Below are 15,587 nucleotides of genomic sequence, written 5' to 3' on the forward strand. Positions count from 1 at the left end.
CGGGGCTGCCGGCTGGGCCGCCTGGGCCGGGGTGACCGGCCGTGACGCGGGCTGCTGTGCTGCGGGCTGGGGCGCGGGCTGCCGGGGCGTGCTCTTGCCGCCCGCGGCCTTCTGGGCGTCGGCTGCGGTCTTTTGGGCGGCCGCCGCCTGCGACCGGGCGAGGGCCTCCGTCGCCGCATCGGCATCCTGACCGGCTCGGTAGGCGCGTTCGGCCTCGGCCGTGGTGTCCTTCAACAGGGCCAGCTGCGCGAACAGCTCGGTGGAGCGCCGTTGCTCGGTCTCGTAGGCCGTCGCGGCGGCCTGCGCGGCCACATTCGCCGCCTCGTACCTGGCCAGCGATTCCGCGCTGAGCCGGGTGCGTTCCTCGGCAGCGGATGCCGCCTGCTCCCCGAGCGACTCGGAGGTGTTCTTATCCTGCAGCGCTTCGCGGTAGATCGTGTCCGACTGCTCACTCAGCTTGCTCGCGGTGCCGAGCCGCCCAAGCAACTCATCGGAGTTGTCGCCGTTGAGAAACAGGCTCAGCGACAGATCCTGGGCGCCGGTCTTCGCCAGGTGGGCTGCGATCAGGCCAGCCCGCAGCTTCGAGGTCGCGGCACGGGCCTCCGCCGTCTGGGCCTGCTTCGCCAGGCTCGCTTCACGGGCCGTGGCCGCTTCGAGGTCGTCCAGCGCGACCCGGTAGGCCTCCGCCGCGATCAGCGAGGCTTTGGTGGCCGCCGTCGCCGAAACCTGCAGGCCCTGGAGAAGCTCGGTGATCGATTCGATCTCGGCCTGCTTGGTTGCTTCGCTGAGCTTGGCCTTCGCCACCTCGTCCCAGCTGGGGTAGCCGGGCTCGGCGAACGCCGCCGGCGCCGCGACGCCCACGGATGCCGAGACCGCTCCGAGGGCGACCGCCGCGAACAGACGGGAGGGCTTCTTGCGCCACCCCCGTCGGTCGGTGTCCCTAGCCAAGGGACGCGCCCCGGTCCGACATGAACGGAACCGGGTTGATCTGGCTGCCGTTGGTGCGCACCTCGAAGTGGAGGTGGCAGCCGCTGGCCGCACCGGTCTCCCCAACGCTGGCAATGTTCTCCCCCGCGGAGACGCTCTCGCCGTTGGAGACGAAAATGCCGCCCGAGCGAATATGGGCATACCCGGTGGAGATGCCGTTCGCGTGCTGGATCAAAATGAAGTTGCCGTAGGTTCCGTAGAGACCGGCGTAGACGACGGTGCCGCTGCTGGCCGCGTAGATTCCCGAGCCGCAGCCGGCGCCGAGGTCCGTGCCGCTGTGGAAGCCCTTGCTGCAGCCGTCGTTGCCGCAGATCTGCGCACGCGGGCCGTAGCCGTCCGTGATTCGCCCGCCGGAGGGGACCGCCCAGCCACCGCCGCCGACGGAGCCGCCGGAGCTGCTGGACGAGCCTCCCCCGTTGCTCGGCCTCGCGGCCGCTGCAGCCGCGGCCGCTGCGGCCGCCCGCGCGCTGGCCGCAGCGCGCTCGACGCGCACCCGTTCCGCTTCGATGGCGGCCAGTCGCGCCCGCTCGACCACGCCGGCCTCGTAGCCGGCCGACGTGGTTGCCTGCGCATCCTGCATGAACGCCAGCTGGGCGTCGAGTTCGACTCTCTTCGCCTCCGATTCGGCCAGGGCATTGGCGGCCGCCTGCGCGGCGGCCTGCGCGGCGACGAGCGCTTCCTCCGCCGCGATGCGGAGCTTCTCGCGCTCGGCTTGGGCGACCTTGGCCTGGTCACCCAGAGACTCGGCCACGTTGGTGGCGGTCTGCGCCTGCTCGTAGACGCTGCTGCTGCGTTCGACGAGCTTACTCATGCTGCCGAGCTTGGACAGGAGCGCATCGGCGTCTTCGCCGCGCCCCTCGCCGTCGAGAAAGAGGTTCACGCTCAGGTCGGTGCCGCCGGTGCGGTAGAGCTGGGCGGCAAGTTGGCCGGCCTGGCGAGTCGCGGTCGCCGCCACCGCGGAGCTTGCAGCGGACTGCGCCTCGAGGTCGGCGGCGCGCCGGCTGGCCTCGTCGAACTTCTCTTGCGCCGCCTGCAGTTCCGCTCCGCGGGCCTCGGACTCGGCTTGGGTCTGCGCCACCTGGGTCTGCAGGTCGGCGATCAGACCCTGGATCTGGCTGACCTGCGCCGAGGCGGCGGCCGTGTTGGACTTGGCGTTCTGCACGTCCTGCCACGTTGGATAGTCGATGGCCTGGGCCGGGCCGGCCGGACCGATGAGGGAGATAAAGAGGGAGAGGGCAGCGACGAAACCGGTCGCCAGGCTGACACGGTAGCGGCGACTGCGCCTGCTGCCCGCGGATCCGTCACCCCCCTTTCCCGCTCGTGCTTCCCGGCTGAAGAGAACTGCCGTGCGCTTCATTACTCCCCGATCGGGCTCGTTACACACATCTGCTACTGCTTGAGAACGGCTCAGAGTAACAACTACAGGGCAAAATCACCCCCCTTGAATCTAGCGGCCCGTCAAGCGAAACCGGGGAAATTCACGGGCTCAATGCCTGCGACACCCCCGGGAGGAACACTTTTTGCTCTCGATTTGAGATTCCCGGGCGGTAGACAGTATGCTTATGCGTCGGAAGCCATGAGGTCTATGGCGTCTCGGCCCCATCGTTTAGCGGCCTAGGACGGCGCCCTTTCACGGCGTTAACACGGGTTCGAATCCCGTTGGGGCTACGCATCCTGCCGGTCTGGGATGTGCAAGAATAAGAAAGTACGAAAACAGCTAGACAAAGTTCCACTCTCGTTAGTTCTTCTTACGAGGCCCTGTAGCGCAGTTGGTTAGCGCGCCGCCCTGTCACGGCGGAGGTCGCCGGTTCAAGTCCGGTCAGGGTCGCACAGGCAACAAGCCCTTTCGGAAGAAAGGGTTTTTTTCCTTGGAGCGGCTTTTCGAAGCCACTTCTGGCCCTGTAGCTCAGTTGGTAGAGCGTTCGACTGAAAATCGAAAGGTCACCGGATCGACGCCGGTCGGGGCCACTGAAATCCTCGTAAGGCTCTACTTACGGGGATTTCTTTATTTGTGCGTGAGTTTTTCAGTCGGCCACCCCGCATAAACTCCGCACATTCAGATCAAGCCCCCAAGTTGCTGCCCCATCACTTCAGCAGCCCGCTTCGACCCCTTAATCGTGTTCATGTAGACGTCTTGAGTCATGGACGGGTTTTCGTGACCGAGGTAGTCGGCAATCTCAGTGGCTGACAACCCCGCGTTGTCGAGGATCGTCGCCACGGTCTTGCGAAATGAATGCGTGGAAAGTGCCGGATAACCAAGCACATCACGCCGGTCGCGAATCTCGCGCTGAGTGTTCGACGGATCGCGTAGGCGCATCAACGGCGTCGGAAATAGCAGCGTCGTGAACTCCCGCAGTACTTCGTGACGGCGGCGGAGCAGCTCCATCGTCTGCGCCGGCAGGGGCGTGATGCGTGCTGACTTCTCGGTCTTGGGGAAGTTCTGCCGCACAACGCCCTGGCCCTTCACCCGAACGTTGATGGCCTCAACGGTGGCCGTGCCGGCTTGAAAATCCACTGAGGCCACATCGAGGGCGCAGGCCTCCGCAACTCGCCAGCCTGACGAAAGCATGAACTCGATCAACCCGACAGTGTCCCACCTCGTCAAGTCTGCATCGGCTCGGACATGGGCGGAGAACGCGGGCAGTTCGTCAAGAGGGATGGCTGCACTGCCTCGCCTCTTTCCCCTGCTTCGGGAGATTCGCTCACGTACGGGGTTCTTGTCTATGGCCCCGTTGACTACAGCCATGGCCATCATTCCGCTCAGTGTCGAGCGGCAGTTTTTAGCAGCGCCAGCCCCGCTCTCTTTCTCGATGCGGTTGAGGAACGGCTGCAGACGCTCCGGCTTGGCCTCAGCGACCGTGAGGTCACCGATCTTCGGGATTATGTGGGCCGACACCGCATAGCCGGACGTTTCCAAGGTGCCTTCGGATCGCCCCACATCACGTTTGGCGTCCAGGAACATCTGCGCGAGGACGCGCAAGGAGGTGGTCGGCTTCAACTCGCCGCCCCAATCCGCTTCAATGGTCGTGATCGCTTGTTTCAGCGAAGAGGTCGCCTTTGCCCTACTTGCACCGTACTTTTCAACTTGGCGGGCCCTCCCATCACTGAATCGGTAGCGGGTGCGTGCGCGCCATTTCCCGGGCTGGACTTCACTCGTATTAATGGTGCCGTACGTTCCAATTCCCATCCTTTGTCTGGCCATCAGCGCACCTCCTCCATAGACCCACGGATCTCGTCAACGAGCACGCGAGTTGCACGGCCGCGCGTCTGCGGCGTGCTGTCAGTGCCGGCACGCCGCGACGACTCTTCTTCGCGCGAACGCGCCCAGAGGTCGAGAGCTAGCTGCCGGAGTTGGGCGATGCTTATGCCGAGTTTCTTGGCTGCGCGTTCCTCTGCCAGGCTGCCTGCATCGTCCTTGGCGGGGTTCCTTGTCGCCGGCTCAGGGGGCATCTGGGACTGGTCGAGGAGCTGAGCGACTTGGTCGGCCATCTCGGCACGCGTCGCCTCTCGACCGCGCATCTCGCGCATCTTGCGCAGAACCTCGGCCTCGAGCTCCTCGTCCACCTCGTGGTCGTCCTCGGCACCGACGCGCTCGACGGAGCGCATGGTCACCTCAGCGCCCTTCAACACTCCAGCGACCCACGAGCGCTTCACAGGGTGCTGGCCGCCGGATACCAGAGAGAACGTGGCCCGGTCGCCGTGTTACGAATTGGTAACAGGCCAATAAATAGGTTGTTCTCTCTTGCGCGCATTCTGTTCGTAAGGTTTACTAACAAACATGACAGCCATCGGCGCCCCGCAGATGATCCAGGACCGAGCCCTTCGCCCAACGGCGAAGGGCTTGCCGGAGCACATCCGTCTGAACAACCGCACCTTGGTTCTGCAGACGCTGTACCGCACCGGACTGCAGAGCCGCGCCGATCTGGCCCGCGAGACGGGCCTCACCCGGGTGACGGTGTCCGACCTGATCAGCGAGCTGATGGGGGAAAATCTGGTCGTCGAACTCGGCCAGCGCCAGGAACCCCGCCCCGGCAAGCCGGCCACGCTGCTGGACATCAACCGGGTCGCCTTCCAGATCGTCACGCTGGACCTCTCCGGTCACACGCGGTTGCGGGGTGCGGTGCTCAGCCTCGACGGCGCGGTGATGTCGAGCTCCGGACTCGACTTGTCTGGAGCGCGCGGCGAAGCAGCCTTCGACAAGGTCGCCGAGTTGCTGTTCGAGGTGATCGCCAGTGCCACCGCCCCGATCCTCGGTGTCGGGATCGGTTCCCCCGGCATCGTCGACCGGGCTGGTGTTGTGCGCAATGCGCCCAACCTCGGCTGGCGCGACGAGCCGCTTCAGACCCGCCTGCAAGATATCACCGGCCTGCCCGTGCGGGTTGTCAACGATGCGAACGCCGCGGTGCTCGCCGAACACAGCTTCGGCGGCGCCGATCACGACCTGCTGCTGGTCAAGGTCGGTCACGGTGTCGGCGCCGGCCTACTGATCGGCGGTCGGGCCATCTTCGGTGAGCGCTTCGCCGCCGGAGAGATCGGCCACGTCGTCGTCGGCACCGACGACGGCCCGATCTGCGTTTGCGGAAAATCCGGCTGCCTCGAGGCCTGGCTGTCGGTGCCGCGACTGACCAGTGCCATCCGGGACGCCACGGCCGCTGCCGCCACCGCGACGGATGCTGAGCTGGCCACCCACCAGATTCTTACCGAGGCAGGCCGCCGCCTCGGCATCATCCTCGCTCCGGTCGTCGGTGCCCTCAACCTGCTCGAGATCGTGCTGAGCGGACCACCCGAACTTCTCGATGGTCCGCTCTCCACAGCCACCGCCCAGACCATCCTGTCGAGAACGATGGCCACCGAAACCGGCGATCTCACTCTGCGAATGACCGCGCAAGGACAGGACATCGTTCTGCGCGGCGCGGCCGTCATGGTTCTCTCCGCACAACTCGGGGTTTCCTAACCGAATCCTCACCCCCGCACCAACGATGTGGCGCCCGCCCACGTCGGCAATCCACGAAAGGAAGATCTCATGAAGAGAAAGCTTGCATCTCTCGCCGCGCTGGCCACAGCCTCAGCCCTCGTGCTGGCCGGATGCTCGTCCAACGCCGATGGGGGCGCTGATGCCTCTGCCGACAACAGCGGCAAGACCATTACCCTGTGGCTCGCCGGCAGTGACACTCCCGATGAATTGCGTGAGTATCTCAAGACCGAATTTAACAAAGAGACTGGCGCCACGCTGAACATCCAGCAACAGGACTGGGGAGACCTTGTCACCAAGCTGACCACTTCACTACCGGACGCCAACAACACACCGGACGTGACCGAGCTGGGCAACACCCAGTCGTCGACCTTCACCAACGTTGGTGCGTTCCTGAACATCACCGACATGTACGACGAGCTCGGCGGCAGCAAACTTCTGCAGTCCTTCGTCGACGCCGGAATGGTGGGCGATAAAAACTACTCGTTGCCCTACTACTTCGGCTCCCGGGCCGTGTTCACCCGCTCCGACGTTTGGGCCGCTGCCGGAGTCGAGCAGCCCAAGACCCTCGACGAGTTCAACGCCGGTGTCGCCGCGATCAACGCAGCCAACCCGCTAAACATCCCGGATTTCTCCGGTTTCTACCTCGGCGGGCAAGACTGGCGTAACGGCATCTCCTGGATCTTCGCCAACGACGGCGAGCTCGCCACCGTCAAAGACGGCAAGTGGACCTCTACGCTCGCGTCGGAGAACACTCTGAAGGGCCTCGAACAGCTGCAGCAGCTGTACAAGTCCGCCTCCAACGCGCCCAATGACGCCAAGGACTCCAACCAGTACATCTACCTAAACGACAGCGACGAGATCAAGGATGCAGAGGGTGCCGTCACGGCAAGCACCTCGCTGTCCGCGGCCTCGATCATGGCGCCCACCTGGGCGCACTGGTCGATCGGAACACTCGGCACCGACGACGCCGGCAAGGCCACCCGTACTTGGGACGACACCAAGAACGCCGTCTTCGCCCTCCCAGGCAACGACGGCAAGCCCGCCCCGGTCTTCGCCGGTGGTTCTAACATCGGCATCTCAGCGAAGAGCAAGAACCCGGAACTAGCTAAGAAACTGATGAAGATCATCTTCTCCAAGGACTACCAGGCCATGCTCGGCACGAACGGCCTTGGCCCGGCGAATAGCGACCATGTGGACTCTCTCGGCGACGACCAGTTCGCCAAGGCCCTGATCGCGTCGGCCTCGAACTCGAAGCTCACCCCTGCAGCACCCGGCTGGGCCACGGTGGAAGGTTCACTCGTGATGGAGGAATTCTTCAACAAGATCGAAGCCTCGACCGACCTCAAGGCCCTCGCGCAGGAGTATGACAAGAAGCTCACTCCGATGCTAAACGGCGAGTAACCACGCGGCCCGGCAGGCTCGACCATTCACACTCGTCGAGCCTGTCGGCTCCCCGACCGCCTGCACCAAGACACCAGAACAACGAAAGGAGGCTCGGCGTGACCACAAAGAACCTAGTATTGGCCCAGGCCGATCCGCCTCGCCCCGCCAGGCCCCACAAGAAGGGCAGATTAACGCCGTACGTGCTGGTCATTCCGGCCTGCGCCATCCTGATCCTGGCGCTCGGCTATCCGCTGGTCTGGCAGTTCACCACCTCGATGCAGAAGTTCGGCCTCGCCCAGCAGTTCGGCCAGCCACCGGAGTTCGTCTGGTTCGACAACTACGTGACTTTGTTCACCGACCCGTACATGTGGGCCGTTGTCGCCCGGTCGCTGGCCTTCTGCCTAATCACCGCCGGAGTCACCATGGCCATCGGCACGCTGATGGCACTCCTCATGAACGCCGTGCACAACGCGGTGCGCATCACCCTGCAGATCTCCCTGCTGCTGGCCTGGGCGATGCCGGTCGTCGCGGCGATGACGGTCTGGAACTGGCTCATCGACTGGCGCCGCGGCGTGCTGAACTCGGTCTTGAGCGGAATGGGCCTGGACTTCCAGAACCACAACTGGCTGGCCAACCCGCTGTCCTTCTTCCTCATTGCGATGGTCATCGTGGTCTGGATGAGCGTGCCGTTCGTGGCCTTCTCCATCTACGCCGGCCTCACCCAGGTATCCACAGAGGTGCTCGAAGCCGCCCAACTCGACGGAGCCAGGCTGTCCCAGCGGCTCCGATTCATCATCGTTCCGATCATCCGGCCGGTGCTGGCCATCATCCTGCTGCTGCAGGTGATCTGGGACCTGCGGGTATTCACCCAGATCCGGCTGCTGCAGGATGCCGGATCGATCGCCTCGGAGACCAACCTGCTCGGTACCTATATCTACCAACTCGGCGTCGGCTCCAGTGACTTCGCGATGGCCAGCGCCGTCTCGATCTTCGTGCTCGTTCTAACCGTCGCGCTCAGCTGGTTCTACGTGCGCAGCATGCTCAAGGAGGACGAATCATGACCTCGACGGTCCAATCCACCGGAGCGGCCGCCGTGCCGAGCGGTACCCGACCTCAGCGCACCGCTCCTCCGGTGCGGCGGCAGCGCGTCGGCAGCGGAAACCGCAGCTTCCGACCCGGCCGGATTGTGCTCGGCGTCGTGGGTATCGTGGTCTCGCTGATCTGGGTCTTCCCGGTCTACTGGATGCTCAACTCCGCTCTACTGCCCAATGTGGTGCTGCAAAGTACCACCCCCACCTGGCTGCCGTTCGGCGGCTCCTTCGACAACTTCATCGCAGTCTTTTCGGGCGGCACGTTCCTGCCTGCCCTGGGCATGAGCACGGCCATCGCCATCATCACCGTAGTGTTCTGTCTGTTGTTCGCGTTCCTCGGGGCGCTGGCTATCAGTCGGTTCAGGTTCCGCGGCCGCAAGGCGTTCGTCCTGGCCGTGCTGCTCATCCAGATGCTGCCCGCAGAGGGACTCTTCATCGCCCAGTACAAGCTGATGGGCAGCCTGAATATGCTCAACTCGATCCTGGGTGTAAGCATCATCTACATCGCCGCCGTCGTTCCCTTCACCATCTGGATGCTGCGCGGTTTCGTCGCGGGTGTGCCGGCCGACCTTGAGGAGGCGGCCATGATCGACGGATTGAGCCGCACCCAAGCTTTCATGCGCATCACCTTCCCGCTGCTGGCGCCCGGGCTGGTCGCATCCGGCGTCTACGCGTTCCTGCAGGCTTGGAATGAGTTCACGGTGGCCCTGGTGCTGTTGCAAGACAACTCCAGCCAGACTCTTCCGCTCTGGCTGCGCGGCTTCATCCAGGCCAGCGCCAGCCGGGCCACCGACTGGGGCCAAGTGATGGCGGCCTCGACCCTGGTGGCCATCCCGGTGATCATTTTCTTCCTCTTCGTGCAGGGCAGGATGACCAGCGGACTGGTCAGCGGGGCGGTTAAGGGATGAGCGCAAACGAGACCGAGACCGAGACCACCAACACACTGCTGCGCCGAAACATCAGGGCCACCCTGATGCCGGGCTTCGTCGGCACCGTGCTGCCGGACTGGCTGGAGCTGCGCCTGCAGGACGGGCTCGGTGCCGTGTGCCTGTTCGGGCAGAACATTGTCTCGATCACGCAGGTGAAGGCCCTGACCGACGCGATTCGCGCCGCGAACCCGCTCGCGGTCATCGCGATCGACGAGGAGGGTGGTGACGTCACCCGGCTCTACTTCTCCTCAGGCTCGCCGTATCCCGGCAATGCCATCCTCGGCCGCATTGACGATGTCGACTGCACCGAGGAGGTCGGCCGGCTGGTCGGCTGGGAGCTGCGCAAGGCCGGCTGCACGCTCACCTTCGCGCCGGACACCGACATCAATTCCAACCCCGACAACCCAGTGATCGGCGTGCGGAGCTTCGGTACCGACCCGGCCAGGGTGGGCCTACACTCCGCCGCCTGGGTGCGCGGGGTGCAATCCACCGGCGTCGCCGCGTGCCCCAAGCACTTCCCGGGTCACGGTGACACCGCCCGGGACTCCCATCTCGCCATGCCCGTCGTCGATGTGCCCCTCGCGACCCTGCGCGAGCGGGAGCTGGTGCCCTTCCGGGCCGTGATCGCCGCGGGAGCGAAAACCATCATGACCTCGCACATCCTGCTCCCCCGGATCGACCCCGAGAACCCGGCAACGCTCTCGGCCGCGGTGCTCAACGGGTTGCTGCGCATCGAGCTGGGTTTCGAGGGGGTCATCGTCAGCGATGCCCTGGACATGAAGGGAGCCAGTGGCACCCTCGGCATACCGGGGGCCGCAGCATCCGCCCTCGCCGCCGGGTGCGACCTTCTCTGTATCGGCACCGAGAACACCGCAGAGCAGCTCGACCAGATCGAGGCCGCCGTGGTCGTCGCCGTCGGGGCCGGAACAATCGACCACGGCCGTCTTGCCGACGCCGCCGGTCGGGTTCACCGCCTGGCCGCCGGAACCATCGACGAGTTGCAGAACACTACAGTCCCGGCTGCCGCGCTGGCCATGTCAGAGCCGAGCTTCGATACCGGGCGCATTTTGGACTCCTTCGCCCTGAATGACTATGCGAAGAAGTGGCTCGCGTCGACGCCGGAGACCTTCACGGTAGTGCGACTGGACACCGTGACGAATATCGCCGTGGGCGGTGCGCCCTGGGGTCCCTTCGCCGAGGTGCACGCCAACCCGGACTCAGACCTAGCAGCGCTTTGGCGGGCCAAGCTCGTTTTCGAGCGGGCCGCAGACGACGGTTCAGAGCTCGTGCTCCCCGCGGCAGCGCCGGTCATTGTGATCGGAAAGGACAACCACCGACATCCATTCAGTCGCGACCTGGTCGATGCGCTGCGGGCCGGGCGCCGTGATGTGCTCGTCGTCGACATGGGCTGGCCATCTGACGACCTCCGGTACGCGGACATCGCGACCTACGGCGCGTCCAGGCTGGCGGGGCGGGCGCTGCTCGAACTGCTGGCATGCCGCCGCGCTGCTGCGGTCTAGCTCACCAGAGCGCGGGCGCGCAGGGCGCCACCGAGCAGGCCGGCGTTCTCGCCGATCGAGGCCGGCACGATCAGGGGCCGGCGGTGAAAGCTCAGCAGGGTAGTCATTCGCTCACGCAGGGGCACGAACAGCGTCTCTCCAGCCTGCGCCAGCCCACCGCCGATCACCACGGCTTCCGGGGCGAGAACGGCGGCAAGCTGGGCGATGCTGAGGGCGAGCGCGTCGAGTGCCTCGCTCCACACAGCTGTCGCTGCCACGTCGCCGGCCTCGGCGAGGGCCAGCACTTCCCGCGCACCGCGCAAGCGAGCGCCCGTGCGCTGCTCATAGCGACGCACGATGGCGCCGGCCGAGGCAATGGTCTCCAAGCAGCCCCGGGAGCCGCATCCGCACAGCGGACCGGCGGGATCGATGATGGCATGGCCGATCTCGCCGGCGTAGCCGCCGCCGGTGTGCGCGTGGCCATCGATGAAAAGCGATCCGGCGATACCGGTGCCGATGACCAACACGACTACGTTGCGGAACGGGCGGGCAGCACCGAGCCTGAACTCCGCTTCCCCAGCGGCACGCACATCGTGCGTGAACGTGGTGGGAAGGTGAATAAGTTCTTCGGTGAGTTCTTTGAAAGGAACGTTCGACCAGTGCAGGTTCGTGGACAGGACCCCGATACCGGCGTCATCGTCAACCACGCCCGGAACAAGCAGCCCCAGCGCGCGGGGACGGACCGCCGGGAACGTCGCGGCGAACTGCAGCCGGAGTTCCTCCACCCGGTGAATCACCGAAAGGGCCGTGCCTCCCCCGTCGCGTGGAGTCGGAGTGCGACTGAGACCGAGCATCCGGCCCGATTCGTCAAAGAGAGCGGCCTTAGTGTCGGTGCCGCCGACATCGACGGCGATCACGGCCTCGCCGTTGCCGAGGGGAAGCGCCTGGTCGACCATCAAAGCGAGGGTCACGGCAAGAGAGCGACTAGGCGCGTCACCGAGGTGCGAGCGCGGCCATGAGGTTTGGTGTGGACGGTCATGGCGGTCTCCTCAGCGGTGGGCGAGTGTGGCAAGGCAAGAAACCGGCCAAGAGTGCGTAAGTGCTGATCGTCAACTGCCTGTGAGGAGATTATCCCACGAGCCGAGCATGTTTGTAAAGAATGGTAACAATTCTCACGACTCGTTCCCAAACAGCACTCGTTCCCAAACAGCACTTGGAAACTAAGGCAGGACACGACTCATGCCCCTGATCGTGCCTACAGCTCAGGCACCCACCGGCGTTGGTCCGTCTCGCGACGCGTGCGGTGCTCTTGATCACGACGGTGCACGGCATAAGAATCAACCCGAGCACGACCAAAACAAAGACGACCACAACGCCGATCCACCACACATCGGAGGTATTCATTCGTGCTCCATATTTCATAACGCAAGCGCCGACGGTCCAGATGGCTGCCCTGGAAATGCACTACGCATGGCAGCCACCGAGTGCACCCGCCGCAGATGTGCACACAGGAGATTGGTCCCATAGTGATTGCGAAAACGAGAGGACCATGAGCGGAAGGGACAAGATCGAGAATGAAAATGGAAAAAGTCATCAGGATGACGAAGGAAGCGGTGGGTGCTGCCACGAGCAACGAGAAGCTCCAAGCCGAAGGCAAGACCGGTCACAAAATCCGAGCCAAAGCAAGCAGGAAAGATAGTCGCTTTTTCAAGAATGATCATGGGAGCGCGCCAGAACTAGGCGACTCCTCGGGAGGTCGCAGCGGACAAGGCGTCACTCTAAACGTTAGGCTTCCCAACAGAACCCCTGAGATCGGAGGACCAGCATGAATGGTGATGGCACACAGAATGAACCGATCCAAGACCAGCATTCTCAATCGGACGAGGACAAGGTGGCGGGGATTCTCGCACAGGAGGAAGCTGACCTCGCCGGCCACAGCGAACACCAAGTCCTCGACGCGCTGCGTGAACGATTCGCAGATGCTGGACACACTGTGAGCGAAGAAGCACTCCAAGACCATGCGCGTCGAATCGCCGGTCTCGACCCGAACGATTTCTCCAGCAAGACACGATGACTTCCTAGCGACGATGCAGCGCCACCATCGCGGAGGCCGACAGGTTCTGCGTGAGCACTCAGGAACGGCGTAGGAACCGAATCAGAACCGCGTACCCAGGCCAGCGACATACAATTGCGTCGCCGCTGACGGCCGAGCACCCCTCGACATGTGCGAGCCCTCAGCGCGCCGGCGTCGGGATCTGGACGGGGCAGCCTGGGTGCGAGCCTCCGCCGCCACCCCACTCTCGGCCAGCGGATACGGCTTACTGCCCATCGAGGTGGCTTCCAGTCGGCGGTGTTCCAACTGCGATGCTCACAGATCCGCGCTGGAGCTGCACGAACATCGCAGCTGCGCGATCGACTCATCAGCGAACATGCACGGATCTCAGAACAAGTCGACGCCTTGCGCGTAACGCTGGCATCCCTGGGCACCGTCGTGGGCGCACTGAGAACTAACGACTCGTCCAACTGATTCCATTACTGTGCCCGCAAGCGGAACGATAAGGCCACAACGGGTCGAATTGGCCGGGCTCGGATACCGGGATCAATCAATCACCCACGCATGTCACCCAACGTCCAGCCTGCAGAGTCGCCGTGACTCGAAGTCCTGCGCCGAGTACGTTCAGATCGGCGCGGTTGCCGGCCGCGAGGCGGCCCCGGTCCACGAGCCCGATCATGTCGGCGGGATTCTGGGTGGCCGCCCGCACGGCGACCTCCGTCGGCACGCCTGCCGTGTGCACGGCGTAGCGCACAGCATCGCTGAGGGTGAGCACGCTGCCAGCGATTGTGCCGTCCGCGAGGCGCGCTTGGCCACTGGAGACTCGCACGTCGAGGGCGCCGAGTTTATAGTCTCCCTCGTCCGCACCGGCGGCGGCCATGGCATCCGTCACAAGAACGGGACGCGAGGGGCTTTCGATGATGAAACGCACGATGTCCGGGTGCAGGTGCACCCCGTCGGCAATGAGCTCGGCGAACACCGCGGGGTCCTCGAGCAGGGCGAGCGCGGGCCCGGGCAAGCGGTGGTGGATCTGCCGCATCGCGTTGAACACGTGGGTGCCGGCCGTGGCCCCCGCGGCGATCGCCTGCCGGGTCATGTCGTAGTTCGCATCGGTGTGCCCGACCGCGGCCACGGCCCCGAAGCCGACTATCTGGCGCACGGCGGCGAGGCCGCCCTCCAGCTCGGGAGCGATTGTGACCATCCGCACGGTGCCACGGCCCGCGTGCATGAGCCGATCGACGCTCTCGGCATCCGGCACGCGCAAGAGGTTCTCGTCGTGGGCGCCGCGGTGGACCGGGCTCAGCCAAGGGCCCTCCAAGTGGATACCGGCCAGCACACCCGTCGCGACCAGCCCCGCCAGCGCGGATATGGTTTGATCGAACTCGTCGATCGGGCCAGTGACGAGGCTAGCCAACATCGTGGTCGTGCCGTGGGCGCGGTGGGTCGCTGTTATCCGTGCCACAGCTACGGCCGTATCCGCGTCGTTGAAGCTGCTGCCACCTCCGCCGTGGGTGTGGATGTCGACTTAGCCGGCGGCCAAGGTGCTGTCCGGAAAACTGAAGTCAGCCTCCCTGGGCGGCCCACCCGAACCGCAGCCGACGATCCGGTCAGCCGAGATGTCTACCCAGCCCGGCGAGTACACCGCATCCGGGGCGATCACCGTCCCGCCAGAGATCAGCATCGGCACCGCCCGGTCTACACCGCCCGCAATCAGCGTGTCGGAAAGCTCGGCCGGGGCCACTCCAGTCGTGGGGGAGGTGAACGGGGTCATGAAGGCTCCAAGAACTCAGGTATATGGTTCGGGCTCGAAGCTAGTAGACGGGCCCAGACAAGGTTCAGTGCGGGTGGAAACGTAAGGACCTAGATCCCCGGAAAGGGCTTGTGGGCCCAGGCGTACCGGTAGTAGTCCAGGCTTTCCAGCTTCGAGGCCGCGGCCTCGTCCACGATCACGGTCACGTGCGGATGCAGCTGGATCACAGAACCCGGCTTGCTTGAGCTGACCGGACCCTCGATAGCAGCCGCAATGGCGTCCGCCTTCTCTGTCCCGAAGGCCAACAGTATGAGGTGCCGCGCGCGGCGAATGGTGCCTAGGCCCTGCGTCATGCAGTGGATCGGCACCTCGTCGATCGAGGGGAAGAAGCGGGCATTGTCGATGCGCGTCTTCTCGGTCAGGGTCTTGATGCGGGTCAGGGAAGCGAACGATGAGCCGGGCTCGTTGAAGCCAACGTGACCTGTGCGGCCAATACTAAGGATCTGCACGTCGACGCCGCCGGCGGCGACTATGGCGGCTTCGTAGTCGAGGCCCGCCGTGCGGATGGCGGCCGGGTCACCGTTGGGAACCTGGATGTTCGCGGGGTTGAGTCCCAGCGGCACGACGGCGTCACGTGCAATGACCGAGCGATAGCTTTCGGGATGGGCGAAGGGTAGGCCGACGTATTCGTCGAGGGCGAAGCCGCGCACCCGGGACACGTCGATCGGGTCTGCATCGAAGGACGCGGCCAGCGCGGCGTAGACCGAGAGTGGCGTCGAGCCGGTCGCGAGGCCGAGCACGGCCTCGGGCTTTCGCAGGATCAATGAACGAATGGATTCTGCCGCGAGCGTCCCCGCCTCGGCTTTACTATCAACGAAAACAACTTCAGCCATCGCGTACTCCAGGTTCGAATTGCGGGC

General features: G+C 64.8%; 14 protein-coding genes and 3 tRNA genes. 9 read left to right on the forward strand and 8 right to left on the reverse strand.

Annotated features, from left to right (window positions below; genetic code table 11):
* On the reverse strand, positions 1 to 948 hold a 948-nt coding region (locus E3O62_RS03765; protein ID WP_134397590.1), incomplete at its 3' end, for an NlpC/P60 family protein.
* Entirely contained in the window at positions 941 to 2,344 is a 1,404-nt protein-coding gene (locus tag E3O62_RS03770) for a M23 family metallopeptidase (protein ID WP_134397591.1), read from the reverse strand. The genes E3O62_RS03765 and E3O62_RS03770, both read right to left, overlap by 8 nt.
* A 238-nt stretch (positions 2,345 to 2,582) precedes the next feature.
* Between E3O62_RS03770 and E3O62_RS03775 the strand changes: the two genes are divergently transcribed.
* The 3 genes from E3O62_RS03775 (at position 2,583) to E3O62_RS03785 (ending at position 2,955) form a co-directional block, all read left to right on the forward strand.
* A tRNA-Glu gene (locus E3O62_RS03775) sits at positions 2,583 to 2,655 on the forward strand.
* Between the two features lie 86 nt (positions 2,656 to 2,741).
* A tRNA-Asp gene (locus E3O62_RS03780) sits at positions 2,742 to 2,815 on the forward strand.
* Between the two features lie 67 nt (positions 2,816 to 2,882).
* Positions 2,883 to 2,955: transfer RNA gene (locus E3O62_RS03785), tRNA-Phe, on the forward strand.
* 88 nt (positions 2,956 to 3,043) lie between these two features.
* Here E3O62_RS03785 and xerC read toward each other — a convergent pair.
* Positions 3,044 to 4,189 carry a tyrosine recombinase XerC gene (xerC, locus tag E3O62_RS03790; protein ID WP_134397592.1) on the reverse strand — a complete coding sequence of 382 codons (1,146 nt, stop codon included), beginning with the start codon at positions 4,187 to 4,189 and terminating at the stop codon, positions 3,044 to 3,046.
* On the reverse strand, positions 4,189 to 4,599 hold the full coding sequence (locus E3O62_RS03795) for a hypothetical protein (protein WP_134397593.1): 411 nt from the start codon (positions 4,597 to 4,599) through the stop codon (positions 4,189 to 4,191). Before E3O62_RS03795 ends, xerC begins: the two co-directional genes overlap by 1 nt.
* Positions 4,600 to 4,765: 166 nt before the next feature.
* On the opposite strand from E3O62_RS03795, the gene E3O62_RS03800 reads away from it, so the two are divergent.
* The 5 genes from E3O62_RS03800 (at position 4,766) to E3O62_RS03820 (ending at position 10,885) form a co-directional block, all read left to right on the forward strand.
* Positions 4,766 to 5,941 carry an ROK family transcriptional regulator gene (locus E3O62_RS03800; RefSeq protein WP_241973299.1) on the forward strand — a complete coding sequence of 392 codons (1,176 nt, stop codon included), beginning with the start codon at positions 4,766 to 4,768 and terminating at the stop codon, positions 5,939 to 5,941.
* A 69-nt stretch (positions 5,942 to 6,010) separates the two neighbouring features.
* Positions 6,011 to 7,363 (forward strand): extracellular solute-binding protein, encoded by a 1,353-nt coding sequence (locus E3O62_RS03805; protein WP_134397594.1) that lies wholly within the window; start codon positions 6,011 to 6,013, stop codon positions 7,361 to 7,363.
* Between the two features lie 98 nt (positions 7,364 to 7,461).
* Positions 7,462 to 8,406, forward strand: a complete 945-nt coding sequence (locus tag E3O62_RS03810; protein ID WP_134397595.1) for a carbohydrate ABC transporter permease — start codon at positions 7,462 to 7,464, stop codon at positions 8,404 to 8,406.
* Positions 8,403 to 9,344: a carbohydrate ABC transporter permease gene (locus E3O62_RS03815; protein ID WP_134397596.1), complete on the forward strand. Its 942-nt coding sequence runs from the start codon at positions 8,403 to 8,405 to the stop codon at positions 9,342 to 9,344. The genes E3O62_RS03810 and E3O62_RS03815 overlap by 4 nt, the downstream gene beginning before the upstream one ends.
* Positions 9,341 to 10,885, forward strand: coding sequence for a glycoside hydrolase family 3 protein (locus E3O62_RS03820; RefSeq protein WP_134397597.1), 1,545 nt, complete (start codon positions 9,341 to 9,343; stop codon positions 10,883 to 10,885). The genes E3O62_RS03815 and E3O62_RS03820 overlap by 4 nt, the downstream gene beginning before the upstream one ends.
* On the opposite strand, the gene E3O62_RS03825 is transcribed toward E3O62_RS03820, so the two are convergent.
* A complete protein-coding gene (locus tag E3O62_RS03825; protein ID WP_241973300.1) occupies positions 10,882 to 11,835 on the reverse strand; it encodes an ROK family protein in 954 nt (317 codons plus the stop codon). The genes E3O62_RS03820 and E3O62_RS03825 overlap by 4 nt on opposite strands.
* Positions 11,836 to 12,689: 854 nt before the next feature.
* Between E3O62_RS03825 and E3O62_RS03835 the strand changes: the two genes are divergently transcribed.
* Positions 12,690 to 12,938, forward strand: a complete 249-nt coding sequence (locus tag E3O62_RS03835; RefSeq protein WP_134396027.1) for a hypothetical protein — start codon at positions 12,690 to 12,692, stop codon at positions 12,936 to 12,938.
* Positions 12,939 to 13,467: 529 nt separating this feature from the next.
* On the opposite strand, the gene nagA is transcribed toward E3O62_RS03835, so the two are convergent.
* From nagA to E3O62_RS03845, 3 genes are all read right to left on the reverse strand, one after another.
* Positions 13,468 to 14,436 (reverse strand): N-acetylglucosamine-6-phosphate deacetylase, encoded by a 969-nt coding sequence (gene nagA / locus E3O62_RS03840; RefSeq protein WP_198413756.1) that lies wholly within the window; start codon positions 14,434 to 14,436, stop codon positions 13,468 to 13,470.
* Between the two features lie 6 nt (positions 14,437 to 14,442).
* Positions 14,443 to 14,688: a hypothetical protein gene (locus E3O62_RS16780; RefSeq protein ID WP_198413754.1), complete on the reverse strand. Its 246-nt coding sequence runs from the start codon at positions 14,686 to 14,688 to the stop codon at positions 14,443 to 14,445.
* Positions 14,689 to 14,777: 89 nt separating this feature from the next.
* Positions 14,778 to 15,560, reverse strand: a complete 783-nt coding sequence (locus E3O62_RS03845; RefSeq protein ID WP_134397599.1) for a glucosamine-6-phosphate deaminase — start codon at positions 15,558 to 15,560, stop codon at positions 14,778 to 14,780.
* Positions 15,561 to 15,587 lie beyond the last annotated feature (27 nt).

The organism is Cryobacterium sp. TMT2-15-1, assembly GCF_004402345.1.
Lineage (GTDB): Bacteria > Actinomycetota > Actinomycetes > Actinomycetales > Microbacteriaceae > Cryobacterium > Cryobacterium sandaracinum.